The following is a 16,214-nucleotide window of genomic DNA, read 5'->3' as shown; positions in this document are numbered from 1 at the left end:
ACATAAACAGCACGCCGAAAAAAACCAAACCCAGCTGCTGGACTTATCTGGCCATCAGCTTAACCTTGGTAGTCGGTGTTATTGTGCCGCAATTAAACGTCGCGCCTAAAAATGAAACATACTAAAGCTTTAATGTGGACGCGGTTGGTGCGGGTAAGCCGGTTATAGTTCTCCCTGGCCTGATGTCAGACAGCCGGAAGTATTGGGGGTCAAGAACCAAATTAAATAATCTACGCTTAAATCACTCTTTTGTAATGATAGTGTTCGGCGACAATTAGGCTTAACTGGTCTACCGCCAGTTATACCAGCGCACTGCATTGATTCACTAATTACCAAACTATGAGACACTTATTGACTCATTAAAAATCAAACTGTAAATAGGGTTGAATTGGTGATTTATGAGTAAAATGATGAGTCTGTCGGCTCGGCGAGAAATGCTGATTGGTGTAAACCATGCTTATTGCAAGGCATTTAAATCAGAAAAAAAACTAAGATACTAGATGGCTTTGTTGCCGTAACTGGATACGATAGAAAATATGCTATTCAATTGTTATCAAGGAAAATACAGCCGCCCTCTGATGAGCACACACAAGCGTCCTGTGGCACAGATGTATGATGAGCAGTTTGTTCACGTACTTACGATTGTTTGGAATACGGCCAATCAAATATGCTCTAAACGCTTCGTACCTTTTATTCCCAACTTAGTTGCTGCGATGGAACGTCACGGCCATCTTCGAATAACTGAAGAGATTAGAGGTAAACTTTTAAAGGTAAGTCCTGCTACCGTTGACCGCTTGCTTCAAAATGAAAGACGACGCAATGCTGGCGGTGTGAGCCACACCAAAACAGGTACGTTGCTTAAAAATCAAATACAAGTTCGAACCTTTGCTGATTGGGACGATGTATCTCCAGGCTTTTTTAAAGTCGATTTGGTAGCTCACTGTGGGGGAAGAAAGCCCACATCAAGTGGGCTTTTTGATTTACACTACATATTGGCTGAGACTATCCAGCAGGGAACTTAACTGTTCCACACAACAGTGTAATATACTTTGCTAACGTTATTCATTTTTAAGTAGTTGAGTCTGTATAGGGAAAAAGCCCGCACAAGGCGGGCTTCAACTTTTAAACGTCTTATTTCCGGTAAACGACTTATTTATTCCCATTAAACGACTTATTTCATGGGAACAAATATGCTAACCGCTTACCGATAAGCCTCAGGACTTGGGCAGGCGCACATTAAGTTGCGGTCGCCGTACACGTCGTCGATACGGGTAACGGTTGGCCAAAACTTGTTTTCGGCAACATAGGCTACCGGGAAAGCGCCATAATTACGCTCGTACGCTCTGTCCCATGCCGGGTCTAAAATATCTTCAATGGTGTGTGGTGCAAAAGCCAGTGGATTGTTATCTACGGTCCACTCCCCGCTTTCTACTTTGGCAATTTCGCTACGAATGGTTTTCATTGCCTCAATAAACTTATCCATCTCGGCTTTGCTTTCTGATTCTGTTGGTTCAATCATCAAGGTGCCGGCTACCGGAAAGCTCATGGTAGGCGAGTGATAACCAAAGTCCATTAAACGCTTGGCAATGTCCATCTCGGTAATACCGCTGGCGTCTTTTAAGGCGCGAATATCAATAATACATTCGTGCGCTACAAAGCCATTAGAACCCCGATACAGTATGGGAAACAACGGATCGAGCTTTTTCGCCATATAGTTAGCATTTAAAATAGCCATTTCGGTTGCTTGCTTTAAGCCCTCGGCACCCATCATGGCAATGTACATCCAGCTAATGGGTAAAATACCGGCGCTACCAAAAGGGGCTGCTGCTACTGCACCATTATTGTCACCGGTACCGGCAATTTTAATTACCGAGTGGTTAGGCAAAAAAGGTGCTAAATGGTTTTTTACACCGATAGGGCCCATACCGGGGCCACCGCCACCGTGTGGAATACAAAATGTTTTATGCAAGTTTAAGTGCGATACGTCAGAGCCAATAAAGCCCGGTGAGGTTACGCCAACCTGTGCATTCATGTTAGCGCCGTCCATGTAAACCTGGCCACCATAACTGTGCACCACTTCACATAACTCACGGATACTTTCTTCAAATACACCATGCGTAGAAGGATACGTTACCATAATAGCGGCTAAGCGCTCACCCACTTCGGCAGCTTTGGTTTTTAGGTCGGTCATGTCGATATTGCCCGACTTATCGCACTCTACCAGTACCACTTCGTAGCTTGTCATAGCAGCAGTTGCCGGGTTGGTACCGTGTGCTGATACCGGAATTAAACAAATATTACGATGACCTTCACCGCGGCTTTCGTGATACTTACGAATGGCCACCATGCCGGCATACTCGCCCTGTGCGCCTGAGTTTGGCTGCATGGAAATAGTGTCATAACCAGTAATATTAACCAGCCAGTCGCCCAGTTCAGTAATCATTTCATAATAACCGTCAACCTGATCCCGCGGCACAAACGGATGCAACGAGCCAAATTCTGGCCAGGTTATCGGGATCATCTCGGCCGTAGCATTTAGCTTCATGGTGCACGAGCCCAATGAAATCATTGAGTGATTAAGCGCTAAATCCTTGTTTTCCAGCTTTTTAATATACCGCAGCATCTCAGTTTCACTGTGATACTGGTTAAATACCGGATGGCTTAACAGTGCAGAGGTACGCAGCAATTCCGCCGGAATTGACGAAGAACCATTGGCAACAATAGCGGCATCCAGCGTGTTAATGTCAAGGCCAGTGCCATTGTTGGCAGTACCCAGCACTATATCAAATAGCTCAGCAATATCAGCTGCTTTAGTGGTTTCGCTAAAACTGACCGCCAGGCTATCGCTAACATCAGTGCGCAGGTTTACCCCGGCGGCCAACGCCCTTGCTATTACTGCGCTGCGATCGGCTACTTTAAAGGTAATAGTATCGAACCAGTAGTTATTAACTGTGGCTACGCCTTTCGCTTTTAGGCCGGCAGCAAAGATATCGGCGCTGCGGTGAATACGCTCAGCAATATCTTTTAAGCCTTGCGGGCCATGGTATACCGCATAAAAAGAAGCAATATTAGCTAGTAATACCTGGGCGGTACAAATGTTAGAATTGGCTTTTTCACGGCGAATATGTTGCTCGCGCGTTTGCATTGCCATGCGCAGTGCCTGATTACCGCGACGGTCTTTCGACACACCGATAATGCGGCCCGGCATAGAGCGCTTATACGCATCGCGGGTCGCAAAAAATGCCGCATGTGGGCCGCCATAGGCCATTGGCACACCAAAGCGTTGCATTGACCCCAGTACCACATCGGCACCCAGTTCACCTGGCGATTTTAACAGCATTAGCGCCATCGGATCGGTTGCCACAGCCACTACTGCCTTTTTTGCCTGTAGCGCAGCAATTAACGTGCTGTCGTTAGTAATATCACCGTTGCTGCTAGGGTACTGCAGTAAGGCACCAAATACGTCGTGGTTGCCCGCGTCGGCTGCTTTACCAATAATGATATCAAAGCCGAACATCTCGGCGCGGGTTTTTACCACGTCAATGGTTTGCGGGTGCACATCATTACTAATAAAGTATAGGTTGGCTTTACTTTTACTCACCCGTTTTGCCAGGGCCATAGCCTCGGCAGCGGCAGTAGCTTCGTCCAGTAATGAAGCGCTGGCCAGCTCCATGCCGGTTAAATCCAGTGATAATTGCTGAAAATTTAACAACGCTTCTAAGCGACCTTGTGCAATTTCTGGCTGATACGGCGTATAAGCAGTATACCAACCCGGGTTTTCCAGCACATTACGCAAAATAACGTTTGGGGTTAACGTGGGGTGATAGCCCATACCAATGTATGACTTATACATTTTATTTTTCGCGGCTACTGCTTTCAAATGCGCCAGAGCGTCATGTTCAGTGCGGCTATTGCCGGTAGCTAGTGGCTCAGGTAGGCGAATGCTGGCGGGAATGGTTTGCACCATCAGCGTTTCCATGCTGTCAACGCCAAGCTCGGCCAGCATAGCCGCCATTTCAGTGGCGTCAGGGCCAATATGGCGTTGAATAAATTCGTCGTGGTTCGCAAGTTGCGACAGAGTTTTCACAGCGGTATGGGTCATGCTTTGAATGTCCTAGTATTGATACAGCGTTCAGAACTGCCATTAGTAAAATAAAGCCCCGATAATGTACGGGGCTTTAGGCTGTAGCGATCTGTTTATTAAGCTTCGTCGATGCTGCTTTTGTAACCGGCAGCGTCTAATAACGTTGCCAGCTCTGCTTCATCGCTTACTTTTATTTTAAACATCCAGCCATCAGTATAAGGGCTGGCATTTACCTGCTCTGGTGCATCAGCTAAGGCGTCGTTAATAGCAACCACTTCACCAGACAACGGCGCATAAATGTCAGAGGCTGCTTTTACCGATTCTGCTACGGCGCAATCGTCGCCTTGGGTGACAGTGTCGCCCACTTCCGGCAGCTCAACAAATACCATATCACCTAACAGCTCCTGCGCATGTTCGGTAATACCCACGGTGTAAACACCATCACCGTCGTTGCGTACCCATTCGTGGCTTGAAGCATATTTTAATTCTGTAGGGATTAAGCTCATTATAAATTCCTTAGCTGGTGTCTTTATACGTATTTTATGGTTGATACGTATTTTATTTTAGATGACTTTTTAGATAATCTTTTTAGATAATCTTTTTAGATAACTTTCTTACCCATGCGTACAAAAGCCGGTTTAACCACTTTTACGCTAATAAGTTTACCGCGAATGTCTACTTCAGCCGTGTCGCCGGTATTGGTTGGCACACGCGCCATGGCAATACTGTAACCCAAGGTAGGTGAAAAAGTCCCTGAGGTAATTACCCCTTCGCCACCGGCAACGAGTACCCGCTGGCCGTGACGTAAAACGCCTTTTTGCTCCATTACCAAGCCAACAAGTTGCTCGGTACCGGCAGCTTTTTGTTGCTCCAGCGTCTTACGGCCAATAAAGTTACGCTCAACCGGTTGCCAGGCAATAGTCCAGCCCATGTTGGCGGCCAGTGGTGATACCGTTTCATCCATGTCCTGGCCGTATAAGTTTAAGCCAGCTTCCAGGCGCAACGTATCACGCGCCCCCAGCCCGGCCGGGGCCACACCCGCCGCTAACAGTTTTTGCCAAAAAGCAGCCGCTTGCTGCTCTGGTAAGGCAATTTCGTAACCGTCTTCACCGGTATAACCGGTGGTAGCAATAAATAAATCACCCGCCTGTTTGCCAAAAAACGGTTTCATACCGGCTATAGTAGCGTTTTGTTCGGCAGTTAATAACGTAGCAACCTTGGCTTTGGCATTGGGGCCTTGCACGGCAATCATGGCAAATTCTGGCCGCTCAGTAACCGTAACGTCAAACGCTTTTGCCTGGGCAGCAATGTGCGCCAAGTCTTTCTCACGGGTGGCGGAGTTAACCACTAAACGAAAGAAATCTTCTTGCAAAAAATAAACAATTAAATCGTCGATTACCCCGCCCTGCTCATTTAGCATGCCGGTGTACAGGGCTTTGCCCGCTACGTTAAGCTTTACAACATCATTGGCCAGTAAAAAGCGTAAAAACTCGCGGGTTTTGGCGCCCGTTAAGTCAACAATGGTCATATGAGAAACGTCAAACATACCGGCATCGCGGCGAACGGCGTGGTGCTCTTCAATTTGTGAGCCGTAATTAATTGGCATTTCCCAGCCAAAAAAGTCGACCATTTTAGCACCAGCGGCAAGGTGACTGGCATGTAATACAGTTTTTTGAGCCATTATTTTTTCCTACTTATTGTGAAGGCCACAAGCGGTAAAACCAACAATAGCAATAAGCCTTATTTTTCAGGCTATTACGTAAGAACACTAAGCTTGAGACTAAAAAATACACGTCGATTATACCGCATAGGCTTCGCCGCAAACAGCCCAATTTGGATTACTTTTTATAATGTGAAAATTTAAATTACCAATAAAACTAAGGCAAAAACTACTGGTCTGCAGTGTTATTCTTAACCCGCTGTGGCAAGTCACCCTGCAGCCCCAGCGCATGCGCCATTAATTGTTTTTTTAGCACCGGCAGGCGGTTTGCTGCCGCCAGACCCACACCGCGCAGCAGTTTTATTAACGGTGATTTTGCGGTAAAACCACGCTTAAAAGTCTCCATTGCCACAATCATGGTTTGTGCTTCAGCTTTGCGCCATCGCTCGTAGCGTCTTAGCATTCTGGCCTCAGCAATATCTTCACCAGCCGTGTGCTGCTGGTCAATTAACTGCGCCAGCGCAGCAACGTCCATTAACCCCAAATTCATACCCTGGCCAGCCAGTGGATGAATACTGTGTGCGGCATCAGCTACTAACACCACCCGGCCGCGTTGCCAACAATTGGCATAACGCATAGTTAAATTTATTGCATTGCGACTACTTTCTAAGCTTACCGGCCCTAATACCGCCTGCGCTGCAGCGCACAACGCCTGATTAAAAGCGCTGTCATCCAGCGCCATTAGCCTTTGAGCTTCCGCTGTATCTGCGCTCCAGACAATAGAGCATAGGTTGGCTTCAGGTAATGGCAGCAATGCCAGTGGACCGCTGCTCAAAAATACCTGCCGGGCGGTTAGCTGATGTGGTGTAGTGCAACGTATTTTGGCCACAATAGCCGTATGTTGATAATCCCAGTGGGTTAACGGTAACTGCATGTGCTGGCGCACATAGGAGTTAACACCATCAGCTCCCACCAATAACTGACTTAAAATAAGATTGTTGTTATCCAGCTGCAGCATCACTTCACGCTCGCCCTGCTTTAATTGGCTAATAGCCATATTAAAGTAGCACTGCACTTTGGGGTGTTGCTGTAACTGGCAATATAATAGCTGGCGAAGCTGTTCGTTGTCGCAAATATAACCCAGCGCATCAAGTTGCTGATCTGCAGCAGAGAAACTAATGCTAGCAAAACTGTCTGCTTCCCATACCTGCATATCGGTATAAGCTGCAGCGGCTGCCACTAACTCTGGCCAAATGCCTAACTGGCTAAACAGGCGGCGCGAGGCCATATTTAAGGCGCTTACCCGATTATACTCTGGCGCGCTGCCAGTTATCGCCGCCGGCGCTGGGCCTTTTTCAACCAGCACTACCCGCAGCTGTTGCTTAGCGAGTAGCAACGCTAGTGTAAGGCCGGCACTGCCACCACCGACGATGGTTACATCAGTATTTTGCATAGTGTTGTCCCTGGCCCATCGCCTGCAAGGCAAGTGGCCGTTTTAACTGATCACACAGCAGCATAGCCAGCAAACCGGTATTTCGGGTTAATGCCACCAGCCGAGAATTATTGGAAAAGCCGCGTACCAGCGCATCAGTAAACCAGATAACCCGCTTAATATCCTGCTCCCGAAGTTGCCGGTAAGTTTGTAGCATAGTGTAGCTTCCGGGTTCGGCCGAGCTACCAAGCGCTAACAGTAATGCCTGAATATCACGAATGGCCAGGTTAAAACCCTGGCCCGCTATCGGGTGTAAATTATGCAAACTGTTACCGAGTAAGGCACTGCGGTGGCGCACGATTTCACTGGGCCGGCGCAGCAATAAAGGGTACTGCGCTCTGGCACCTACGCCGCTAAAAATACCGGCACGATAACCAAATGCCTGCTGAATAGTAGCAGTAAATGTCGGTTCATCCAGTGCCATTAGCGGGGCAGCGGCATGGCGCGCAACCGTCCATACCAATGAATAACGGTTAGCGCTAAGCGGCAGTAGCGCAATAGGCCCATGCTCCGTAAAGCGCTCATAAGCGGTGTGCTGATGTGGCTGTGCCAGCGCCAGATTGGCAATAATGGCACTTTGCTGATAATCATCACTGCTGAGGTTAAAGCCAGCAAGTTGACGACTTTGCGACACCCCGCCCTCAGCAATTATTAGCACGTTGCCGCTAAGGCTATTGCCACTGGCCAGCTGCAATTGCTGGCTAGCACTTGTGGGAGTAATGCTGACAATATGATCAGGCTGAAAATACTGAACATTGGCTTGCTTTACTAATTTGTGGCTAAGCAACTGCCCCAAATGTTCAACCTCTAACACTTGCCCCAATGCGTCAAGTTGATACTCACTGGACGTTAAATGCGCTTTGCCAAAATGACCACGATCAGATACCCAAATTTGCCGCAAGGGGCAGGCTTTATCGGCCAATGCCGACCAAAGACCCCAACGTTGCAACAAATTAACACTGCCGGCAGCCAGCGCAATGCTGCGGCCATCAAAGCTAGCCGGCGGCGGGCTTTGCGCTGCATCCGTACTATCCACATTATCAGTTGTTTGCCGCTCTATTATCGCCAGCCGCAACTCAGGCCTGGCCTGACTCAGGCACCAGGCTAATAAACTGCCGGCCATACCGCCGCCGGCGATAACAATATCAAAATGGGAGTTGCTGCGCTGTGTTTGCTTTGTCACTGCTTGCTTAGCCTCTACAAAGTTGTTGCCATCAGTTGCTCTATCGCATCCAGCTCTTTTGGCACGGCTATGGTCAGGTTTTCATGGCCGTCTGCCGTAACCAGTAAATTATCTTCAATGCGAATAGCTAAATCCCACCAACGCGATTCAACCGGGCTACCAGAGGGAATGTACAGCCCCGGCTCAATGGTTAACACCATGCCTGGTTGAAAGGGCTGCTCTGCACCATTACACTTGTAGGCACCAACATCATGCACATCCAACCCTAGCCAGTGACCAATACCGTGGATAAAATACTGTTTACAAGCCTTGCTGGCCATTAAATCACTGAGCTTACCCTGTAAGATACCCAGCCCCAGCAAGCCTTCAGTTAACACCTGCTCTGCTGCCGCAGTAACCAGAGCAAAATTACTACCCGGCGCTACGGCATTGCAAGCAGCATACTGCGCGTCCAATACCAGCTGATATAACGCTGCCTGCTCAGCACTAAATACGCCATTAACCGGAAAGGTCCGGCTTATATCAGCCGCATAACCCTGCAGTTCACAACCCGCATCAATTAATACCAGCTCACCGGCACATAACACACTGCTATTTTCGGTGTAATGCAAAATACAGCCATTACTGCCGCCACCAACAATACTGTTATAAGCCGGATAACGCGCACCATTTAAACTAAAATGATGCAAAATTTCAGCTTCCAGCTGGTACTCAAAACGCCCTGGCTGACAAAACTGCATCGCCCGGATGTGCGCTTCGGCACTAATTTGGCCAGCCTGACGCATCACGGCAATTTCGTCGTGATCTTTAATCAGCCGCTGCTCTGCGGTAATAACGGCCACGTTAAATAAAGCCTGAGGAGCACTGTCACCTCGTTTTTCACGTTGTTGCAGTACCTGCATTTGCTCAGTAACCTGCTGCAGCAAAGTGTTGTTTTCGGTTAAATGCAGGTAAACCAACGCACTGCCATTTAATGCCTGCTGCAACAGCACACGTTGTTCACTAAGTGGCGCGGCCTGCAACCCCATAGTTGCAGCAGCAGCCTCTGGGCCCAGCCGACGGCCATGCCAGACTTCCTGTGCCGGATCTTTTTCGCGGCACAACAACTGTACTGGGGGCATATTAGGCCGGTTAGTTAAAATAAGCAGGGCGTCGGCTTCATTAAAACCACTGTAATACCAAAAATCGCTATGCTGCCGAAAAGGATACCCGGTATCACGGCTGCGGCTTTGCTCAAAGCCAGCACTAATTAAGGCCACTGAATTGGGTTGCAATGCCGCTATTAGCTGTTGACGGCGCTGGACAAATACCCGGTTATCCATAAAAATCCTTTAGGAAAAATGGTCAGACCAAAATTAAATTAATGCAGCGTTTTGCCCTGTGCTGGCAGCGGGCTAACTTTTAGGCCTACTTCGTTAAAGCAGCAAAACACCATCATTCTTACATGCTCCAGCACCAGAAAATACGCTTCTTCATTCTCATTTTTGCTGCCATCCGTTACGGTATGAATATCAACCCGGGTCACTTCGGTTAGCTGATCTATCGCTTCACGGACGTCTTCTGCCAATAAGGATAAATCGGTTTGCTGCACTGCAAACCCCACTAAAAAGGCTTGTGACCACTCTACCAGCGCTTCTAACCGCTCAAATAAGCTGTCATCGTCGCTGGGGACAAGCAGTGAAAAAGAGAAATCGCTTTGCTCAAGGCTTGCAGCAGTAGCATCAATTAACTGTTGCACCTGATAGGCTAATTCTTTCGGTAAAGCCTGACCATCGTTCAGAAAATCGTACAGCACCGGCAGTAATGTTTTGGCATCGGCTTTAACACCAGCACTTAACATGCCGGCAATTAAACCATGCAACTCAGCCGCTGACGCCATAACATGTGCCAGCTCCAGCGCGCTGCTCCAGCGCTCATAACGTTGTATCAGAGGGTTACTCATAGGGTTGTCTTCGCTAGTTTACACAGCAATATCCTACCACTGCCGCCAGTCAACCGCCAGTAAGCTGCCGTCAGCACCGCTATTGTTTGATATCTGTGCAAGCAATCAGGATTTCTGCGCTGCCCCCTTATAAGGCGCTAATACAGCTGCTATACTAAATGTGTTCTCTGGGTTGTTTGTAATGTTATTGACGTCCCTGAGCCGATAATTGTTTTATCTAGGAATTCTTCTGCGTTGCTTTTGTGCAGGCCCGGCTTGTACCGGGAAGCCTACGGTAACCATGAGTCTTCCGCCTTGAACCTTGGGTTCAAGGGCTTAAATAACAAACGGCAATTCGGAGAACCCTTTTTACTCTGTGCAATACTTCTCGCAGCAATAGGCATTTTAATGTCAGCACGGCCGCAAACCACAACTTCCGTTTTGCAACAACAGCGTCAATCTGTGCGTCAGCATATTCGACTGCTGCGCCAACAAATGCCTGTAGCCTTACAAACCGCAGCATCTAACCAATTGGTGCAACAGGTACTTAGCCAAACAGAACTGATGCGCCAGCAGCACTTTGCCCTGTATCTGGCCCATGATGCAGAACTGGCCACCGCACCACTTATTACGGCACTGTGGCAAGCTGGAAAACAGGTTTATCTGCCGGTTCTGCACCCATTTTGCTCTGGTTATTTGTTATTTTTACGCTATGAACCTTCAACGCCGCTCAGGCTAAACCGTTTTGGCATTGCTGAGCCACAGCTTAATTGTACCAGCGTGCAACCCGTGGCTACACTTGATGTTATTTTTACCCCGTTAGTGGCATTCGACCAAACCGGTAACCGGCTAGGGATGGGCGGCGGCTTTTACGATCGAACGCTTAGCCAGCTAAACCCGTTTCCCGCAAGGCAACAGCCTCAAATTATTGGTTTAGCTTATGCTTGTCAGCAAGTAACGCAACTGCCGGCAGCGGCCTGGGATCAGCCGCTTAATAGCGTAATAACCCCACAGCAATACTGGCAATTTCCTCACAGATAGCGCAAATTCAACGTTGTTATACACTTTTTCAGTTTTTAGTCTTTTGTCTGGCCTGACTTTCGATGTAATATCCATCTGTACGGCTAAACGCTAAAACCCGCTTACTGCAAACGAGAAACGCAATGACTCAAGATGAAATGAAACGTGATGCTGCCTGGGCCGCTCTGCAATTTATTAGCAAAGACAGTATTGTTGGTGTTGGCACCGGCTCTACGGTAGATCATTTTATTAATGCCTTAGCCAGCATTAAAGATAAGGTGCGCGGCGCGGTATCCAGCTCGGTGCAATCGACTGTCAAACTGCAACAACTAGGTATAACGGTATTAGATTTAAACGACATTACCGAACTCAGTATTTATGTTGATGGCGCTGATGAAATTAACGCTCAAAAACAAATGATTAAAGGTGGTGGCGCCGCTCTAACCCGAGAAAAAATTGTTGCTGCTGTAGCAAAAACCTTTGTCTGTATTGTCGATAGCAGCAAACAAGTTGAGCTGCTAGGACGCTTTCCGCTACCTATTGAAGTGATCCCGATGGCCAGCAGCTATGTCAGCCGCGAACTGCAGAAACTAGGTGCCAGGCCCATATTGCGCCAAGGGGTAATTACCGACAATGGCAACCTGATTATTGATGCGCATAACCTGCTTATTAGCGATGCACTGGTATTAGAGCAGCAGCTAAATAATATTGTTGGCGTAGTAACCAATGGTTTGTTCGCCCGACGTGCGGCCGACATCGTTCTCATCGGCAGCACTAATGGTACCCAGGTCATTAAATAAGCAATTAAATAAGCAGCAGCCCCGGCAGCATCTGCCGACACTTTTTAAATTAATGTTACGAGAGCTATTATGGAAAAATATTCGCTGGCTAAAGATAAAATAAAAATATTACTGCTGGAAGGTTTACACCAAAGTGCAGTGCAATCTTTTAAAGATCACGGCTATACCAATATAGATTACCTGAAAACCTCGTTACCTGAAGAGCAATTAATTGAGCGGATAAGTGAAGCACATTTTATTGGTATTCGCTCACGCACGCAGCTAACTGAGCGGGTGCTCGATGCAGCGAACAAACTGATGGCTATTGGCTGCTTCTGTATTGGCACCAATCAGGTCGATTTAGACGCGGCGTTAAAGCGCGCCATACCGGTATTTAATGCCCCATTCTCCAATACCCGTTCCGTTGCTGAATTAGTACTGGGCCAGGTGATTATGTTGCTGCGCGGTATTCCACAGCGCAATGCTGCCGCGCATCGTGGCGAATGGTTAAAAACAGCTGATAACTCCTACGAAGCCCGCGGCAAAACACTGGGCATTATCGGTTATGGCCATATTGGTAGCCAACTTAGCATTATGGCTGAGCACATTGGCATGCGAGTGCAATTTTACGACATTGAGAGCAAGCTGGTATTGGGCAATGCTAATCAGGTAGACTTTCTTAGCCTGCTAAAAACCTCTGATGTGATTAGCCTGCACGTGCCAGAAACCGCGCAAACCAAAAACATGATAGCTCAAGCTGAGCTGGCCGCCATGAAACAAGGCGCCATTTTAATTAATGCTTCACGCGGTACGGTAGTTGATATTGACGCGTTAACCGCCAGCCTGCTCAGTAAAAAACTGGCCGGTGCCGCTATTGACGTATTCCCGGTTGAACCAAAAGGTAACGATGAAGAATTTATCTCGCCACTTCGCGCCTTTGACAATGTACTATTAACTCCGCATATCGGCGGCTCTACCCAGGAAGCGCAGGAAAACATTGGTTATGAAGTAGCCGGTAAAATGGTAAAATACAGTGACAATGGCTCGACATTATCGGCAGTAAACTTCCCAGAAGTATCTTTGCCTGAGCACAAAGGCCGGTCACGCCTGTTGCATATTCATAAAAACCAGCCGGGTATGTTAACTAAAATCAACGAAACGTTTGCCAAGCACAATATCAATATATCTGGTCAGTATTTACAAACTATTCAGGATATTGGTTATGTGGTAATTGATATTGATTCAGCCGATCATGAACTGGCATTAACCGAGCTTAAAGCTATTCCGGGGACCCTTAGGGCGCGGGTGCTGCACTAAACAACGCAAACTGTCCGCGTTGCGGGCGGTTATTTTTAAGACGCTAAAAGGTGTATACCAAAGAGGCCGCAGTTTCAGTTTCCATGGTTTTTAAATTGTCTCCCGGCCGCGAGTTATGCCGGGCAATAACACTAAACCGCATTGATAACTTATCATACACCTGAGCGGTAACACTGCTTCGGCTAACAAAAGTAGAGTTAGCGCCATCTAGCGAGACTGTACCTTCAAATGTTTGCTTAAAGTTACTACCTTGGTAAATTTTTTGCTCCAAGTTTAAAGCCAAAAACCAGATTAAACCGGTATTGTTTTCGCCATTATTTCTTCGCTGATGCGCAAAACCAGGTCCGGTTTCCAGGTCAATATAGTTAGTCTGCATTTCATAAACCCGGTTGGCATAACCTGCCGCTAAAGAGCTTTGCACTTTAAAAGCACCAAACATGTCATACAAATAAGCACCGCGGCCAAACACTGACTGCCGGCCAATCAAAAACTTGTAATTACTCTGGCCGGTAATGCCATAGCGTTTAGCGGTGGTAACATCTTCTTTAATTTCGGTATCGGCATTGAAAATTTTGCTGCGTTGAATACGACCAGACAACTGATAACGATTTCGAAAATACTCCAGTTCATGCACCAACTCGCTATTAAACCGAAAAGCGCGAGCTTCAGTATTACCGGTATTCACTAACAGCCCCAGCTCAATATCGCCACCAATGGTGCCAAGGAAATCTAACGGCAACTGAAACGTCGGCGTGTTACCGTTGGCAACACCGTCGCCATCAGTATTAATATCGGCTTGCGCCTGCGACACCAGCAGTAACGCCGCCGCTGTTAGTAAAAGTTTTTTTAAAAAACGTAACACTATGTTAGTTTGCCTCTGCCCGTTTACTAATAAAGTCCAGCGCCAGCTCAATGCGGGCTAAGGTACGTTCGCGGCCAAGCAATAATAAGGTTTGGTCCAGCGCAGGTGAGTTACCACCACCGGTAACCGCCACCCGCATTGGCATGCCAACTTTACCCATGCCCAGCCCTAGTTGCTCAGCAGCAGCATTGATCGCATCATGAATCGGTTCCAACTGCCAGTTGCTTAGCACGGCTAACTTTTCTTTAGCTAATGCCAACGCTTCTGCCGCTACCGGCCGTAAATGTTTTTTCGCCGCGTTTTCGTCAAAAGCAGCAAAGTCTTCATAAAAATAGCGGCTTACTTCAACCAGCTCTTTTAAGGTTTTCACCCGCTCAGCCTGGACAGTAATTACCGCTTCAATGGCCGGGCCGTTGCTTATGTCAAGCTGCTGCTCGGTTAAATGCCATTGCAGCTCTGCTGCTATTCGGGCTGGCGGCAGGGTTTTAATATAATGCTGATTTAACCACAATAGCTTCTCGGTATTAAAGGCTGAGGCCGCGCGGTTACAATCAGCCAAATCGAATATCTCAATCAGTTCGTCTTTACTAAAGATTTCCTGATCGCCATGTGACCAACCCAACCGAACCAAGTAATTAATTAGCGCTTCAGGCAAGAAGCCATTATCTCGGTACTGCATAACGCCTACCGCACCATGGCGTTTAGATAACCGTTTGCCGTCATCACCCAAAATCATCGGTACATGGGCATATTTTGGAATAGTGGCACCAAGGGCCGCCAGAATATTCATTTGTCGTGGCGTGTTATTAACATGGTCATCACCCCGAATAACATGGGTAATACCCATTTTCCAGTCATCAACTACCACTGTCAGGTTATAGGTAGGTGTGCCATCACTGCGGGCTATAATTAAATCGTCCAATTCTTCATTAGCAATTTCAATACGGCCTTTAATCATGTCATCAATAACCACTACCCCATGCTGCGGGTTTTTAAAGCGGATAACAAAGGGTTTATCGGTAGGATGATCAGTACGCTCTCGCCACAAGCCATTATATTTTGGTTTTTCACCGGCAGCCGTTTGTGCTTCACGCATCGCATCTACTTCAGCCACGGTACTAAAACATTTATAGGCGTTACCGTCGGTCAGCAGCTTCGCGACGACCTCTTTGTATAAATCGAAGCGCTGCGTTTGATAATACGGGCCTTCATCATGCTCTAACCCAAGCCAATGCATACCTTCTAAAATAGCCTCTACCGAGGCCTGATTTGAACGCTCTAGGTCGGTATCTTCAATTCGTAAAATAAATTTCCCGCCCTGCTTTTTAGCATACAGCCAGCTGTATAATGCAGTGCGGGCACCACCTACATGCAAGTAACCAGTGGGGCTTGGGGCAAAACGGGTAATTAACGACATAACGGATCCAAAGTGGGCAAATTTTGATATAGCCTATTGTAACAATGCTTGGGTAATGATGCACCACTTGTGCACTGGCATATCATTAGCATTTCACTGCGAAATTGGCTTGATGTTTACTTTTGCAGCAATCAAACGCTATTATTAAAAAATAAAGTTGACAGTACATTCATGCTCCCTATAATGAGCGCCATCAAGCAGCGTGGATTGTTAGCTCAGCTGGGAGAGCACCGCCCTTACAAGGCGGGGGTCACTGGTTCGAACCCAGTACAATCCACCAATTTGATGTCTTATCAAAGGCAAAATAGAAAGTACATTTCCCATGGATTGTTAGCTCAGCTGGGAGAGCACCGCCCTTACAAGGCGGGGGTCACTGGTTCGAGCCCAGTACAATCCACCATAATTTCATTTAATACCTTAAGTTTCACTCCATAAAAAAGCACCGCCCCTCTTTACTAAGACACGGTTGTCTCTAGTTA

Annotated in this window: 13 protein-coding genes, 2 tRNA genes and 1 other RNA gene; 7 read left to right on the top strand and 9 right to left on the bottom strand. The window is 47.4% G+C overall.

Going from position 1 to position 16,214, the window contains the following annotated elements; translation table 11 throughout:
* Positions 1–578: 578 nt before the first annotated feature.
* Positions 579–1,022: a hypothetical protein gene (locus VT06_RS15900; RefSeq protein WP_046555316.1), complete on the top strand. Its 444-nt coding sequence runs from the start codon at positions 579–581 to the stop codon at positions 1,020–1,022.
* A gap of 179 nt (positions 1,023–1,201) precedes the next feature.
* Here the strand turns inward: VT06_RS15900 and gcvP are convergent, their stop codons facing one another.
* From gcvP to VT06_RS15865, 7 genes are all read right to left on the bottom strand, one after another.
* A complete protein-coding gene (gcvP, locus tag VT06_RS15895) occupies positions 1,202–4,102 on the bottom strand; it encodes an aminomethyl-transferring glycine dehydrogenase (protein ID WP_046555315.1) in 2,901 nt (966 codons plus the stop codon).
* A gap of 98 nt (positions 4,103–4,200) precedes the next feature.
* Positions 4,201–4,590, bottom strand: a complete 390-nt coding sequence (gcvH, locus tag VT06_RS15890; RefSeq protein ID WP_046555314.1) for a glycine cleavage system protein GcvH — start codon at positions 4,588–4,590, stop codon at positions 4,201–4,203.
* Positions 4,591–4,685: 95 nt separating this feature from the next.
* Positions 4,686–5,765, bottom strand: coding sequence for a glycine cleavage system aminomethyltransferase GcvT (gene gcvT, locus VT06_RS15885; protein ID WP_046555313.1), 1,080 nt, complete (start codon positions 5,763–5,765; stop codon positions 4,686–4,688).
* Positions 5,766–5,973: 208 nt separating this feature from the next.
* Positions 5,974–7,197 carry an FAD-dependent oxidoreductase gene (locus tag VT06_RS15880; RefSeq protein WP_046555312.1) on the bottom strand — a complete coding sequence of 408 codons (1,224 nt, stop codon included), beginning with the start codon at positions 7,195–7,197 and terminating at the stop codon, positions 5,974–5,976.
* On the bottom strand, positions 7,184–8,419 hold the full coding sequence (gene ubiH, locus VT06_RS15875) for a 2-octaprenyl-6-methoxyphenyl hydroxylase (protein ID WP_235357457.1): 1,236 nt from the start codon (positions 8,417–8,419) through the stop codon (positions 7,184–7,186). The genes VT06_RS15880 and ubiH overlap by 14 nt, the downstream gene beginning before the upstream one ends.
* A gap of 14 nt (positions 8,420–8,433) precedes the next feature.
* The gene (gene pepP, locus VT06_RS15870; protein WP_046555311.1) at positions 8,434–9,741 is read right to left on the bottom strand and encodes a Xaa-Pro aminopeptidase; all 1,308 of its coding nucleotides are present in this window, start codon (positions 9,739–9,741) and stop codon (positions 8,434–8,436) included.
* Positions 9,742–9,779: 38 nt separating this feature from the next.
* A complete protein-coding gene (locus VT06_RS15865; RefSeq protein ID WP_046555310.1) occupies positions 9,780–10,361 on the bottom strand; it encodes a UPF0149 family protein in 582 nt (193 codons plus the stop codon).
* 161 nt (positions 10,362–10,522) lie between these two features.
* Between VT06_RS15865 and ssrS the strand changes: the two genes are divergently transcribed.
* The 4 genes from ssrS to serA all read left to right on the top strand — a co-directional run bounded on the left by ssrS (position 10,523) and on the right by serA (position 13,456).
* Positions 10,523–10,706, top strand: a non-coding RNA gene (gene ssrS / locus VT06_RS17905) — 6S RNA.
* A gap of 42 nt (positions 10,707–10,748) precedes the next feature.
* Positions 10,749–11,381 (top strand): 5-formyltetrahydrofolate cyclo-ligase, encoded by a 633-nt coding sequence (locus VT06_RS15860; protein WP_046555309.1) that lies wholly within the window; start codon positions 10,749–10,751, stop codon positions 11,379–11,381.
* Positions 11,382–11,503: 122 nt separating this feature from the next.
* Positions 11,504–12,160: a ribose-5-phosphate isomerase RpiA gene (gene rpiA / locus VT06_RS15855; RefSeq protein WP_046555308.1), complete on the top strand. Its 657-nt coding sequence runs from the start codon at positions 11,504–11,506 to the stop codon at positions 12,158–12,160.
* A gap of 69 nt (positions 12,161–12,229) precedes the next feature.
* Positions 12,230–13,456 (top strand): phosphoglycerate dehydrogenase, encoded by a 1,227-nt coding sequence (gene serA / locus VT06_RS15850; RefSeq protein ID WP_046555307.1) that lies wholly within the window; start codon positions 12,230–12,232, stop codon positions 13,454–13,456.
* 43 nt (positions 13,457–13,499) lie between these two features.
* Here the strand turns inward: serA and VT06_RS15845 are convergent, their stop codons facing one another.
* Positions 13,500–14,318, bottom strand: coding sequence for a YdiY family protein (locus VT06_RS15845; RefSeq protein ID WP_235357456.1), 819 nt, complete (start codon positions 14,316–14,318; stop codon positions 13,500–13,502).
* Between the two features lie 4 nt (positions 14,319–14,322).
* Entirely contained in the window at positions 14,323–15,735 is a 1,413-nt protein-coding gene (gene gltX, locus VT06_RS15840; protein ID WP_046555306.1) for a glutamate--tRNA ligase, read from the bottom strand.
* A gap of 204 nt (positions 15,736–15,939) precedes the next feature.
* Here gltX and VT06_RS15835 point away from each other — a divergent pair.
* Positions 15,940–16,015, top strand: a tRNA-Val gene (locus VT06_RS15835).
* Positions 16,016–16,059: 44 nt separating this feature from the next.
* Positions 16,060–16,135: transfer RNA gene (locus tag VT06_RS15830), tRNA-Val, on the top strand.
* Positions 16,136–16,214: the final 79 nt, after the last annotated feature.

Source organism: Arsukibacterium sp. MJ3 (assembly GCF_000987765.1).
Classification (GTDB): Bacteria; Pseudomonadota; Gammaproteobacteria; order Enterobacterales; family Alteromonadaceae; genus Alishewanella.
Note: the sequence above shows the minus strand (reverse complement) of the source record. Positions and strands in the feature narration are given on the sequence as shown.

Excerpts from the sequence above, each read along its gene's own strand:
- VT06_RS15900 (WP_046555316.1), top strand. The coding sequence starts at position 579 with ATGAGCACACACAAGCGTCCTGTGGCACAGATGTATGATGAGCAGTTT.
- gcvP (WP_046555315.1), bottom strand. The coding sequence starts at position 4,102 with ATGACCCATACCGCTGTGAAAACTCTGTCGCAACTTGCGAACCACGAC.
- gcvH (WP_046555314.1), bottom strand. The coding sequence starts at position 4,590 with ATGAGCTTAATCCCTACAGAATTAAAATATGCTTCAAGCCACGAATGG.
- gcvT (WP_046555313.1), bottom strand. The coding sequence starts at position 5,765 with ATGGCTCAAAAAACTGTATTACATGCCAGTCACCTTGCCGCTGGTGCT.
- VT06_RS15880 (WP_046555312.1), bottom strand. The coding sequence starts at position 7,197 with ATGCAAAATACTGATGTAACCATCGTCGGTGGTGGCAGTGCCGGCCTT.
- pepP (WP_046555311.1), bottom strand. The coding sequence starts at position 9,741 with ATGGATAACCGGGTATTTGTCCAGCGCCGTCAACAGCTAATAGCGGCA.
- VT06_RS15865 (WP_046555310.1), bottom strand. The coding sequence starts at position 10,361 with ATGAGTAACCCTCTGATACAACGTTATGAGCGCTGGAGCAGCGCGCTG.
- VT06_RS15860 (WP_046555309.1), top strand. The coding sequence starts at position 10,749 with ATGTCAGCACGGCCGCAAACCACAACTTCCGTTTTGCAACAACAGCGT.
- rpiA (WP_046555308.1), top strand. The coding sequence starts at position 11,504 with ATGACTCAAGATGAAATGAAACGTGATGCTGCCTGGGCCGCTCTGCAA.
- serA (WP_046555307.1), top strand. The coding sequence starts at position 12,230 with ATGGAAAAATATTCGCTGGCTAAAGATAAAATAAAAATATTACTGCTG.
- gltX (WP_046555306.1), bottom strand. The coding sequence starts at position 15,735 with ATGTCGTTAATTACCCGTTTTGCCCCAAGCCCCACTGGTTACTTGCAT.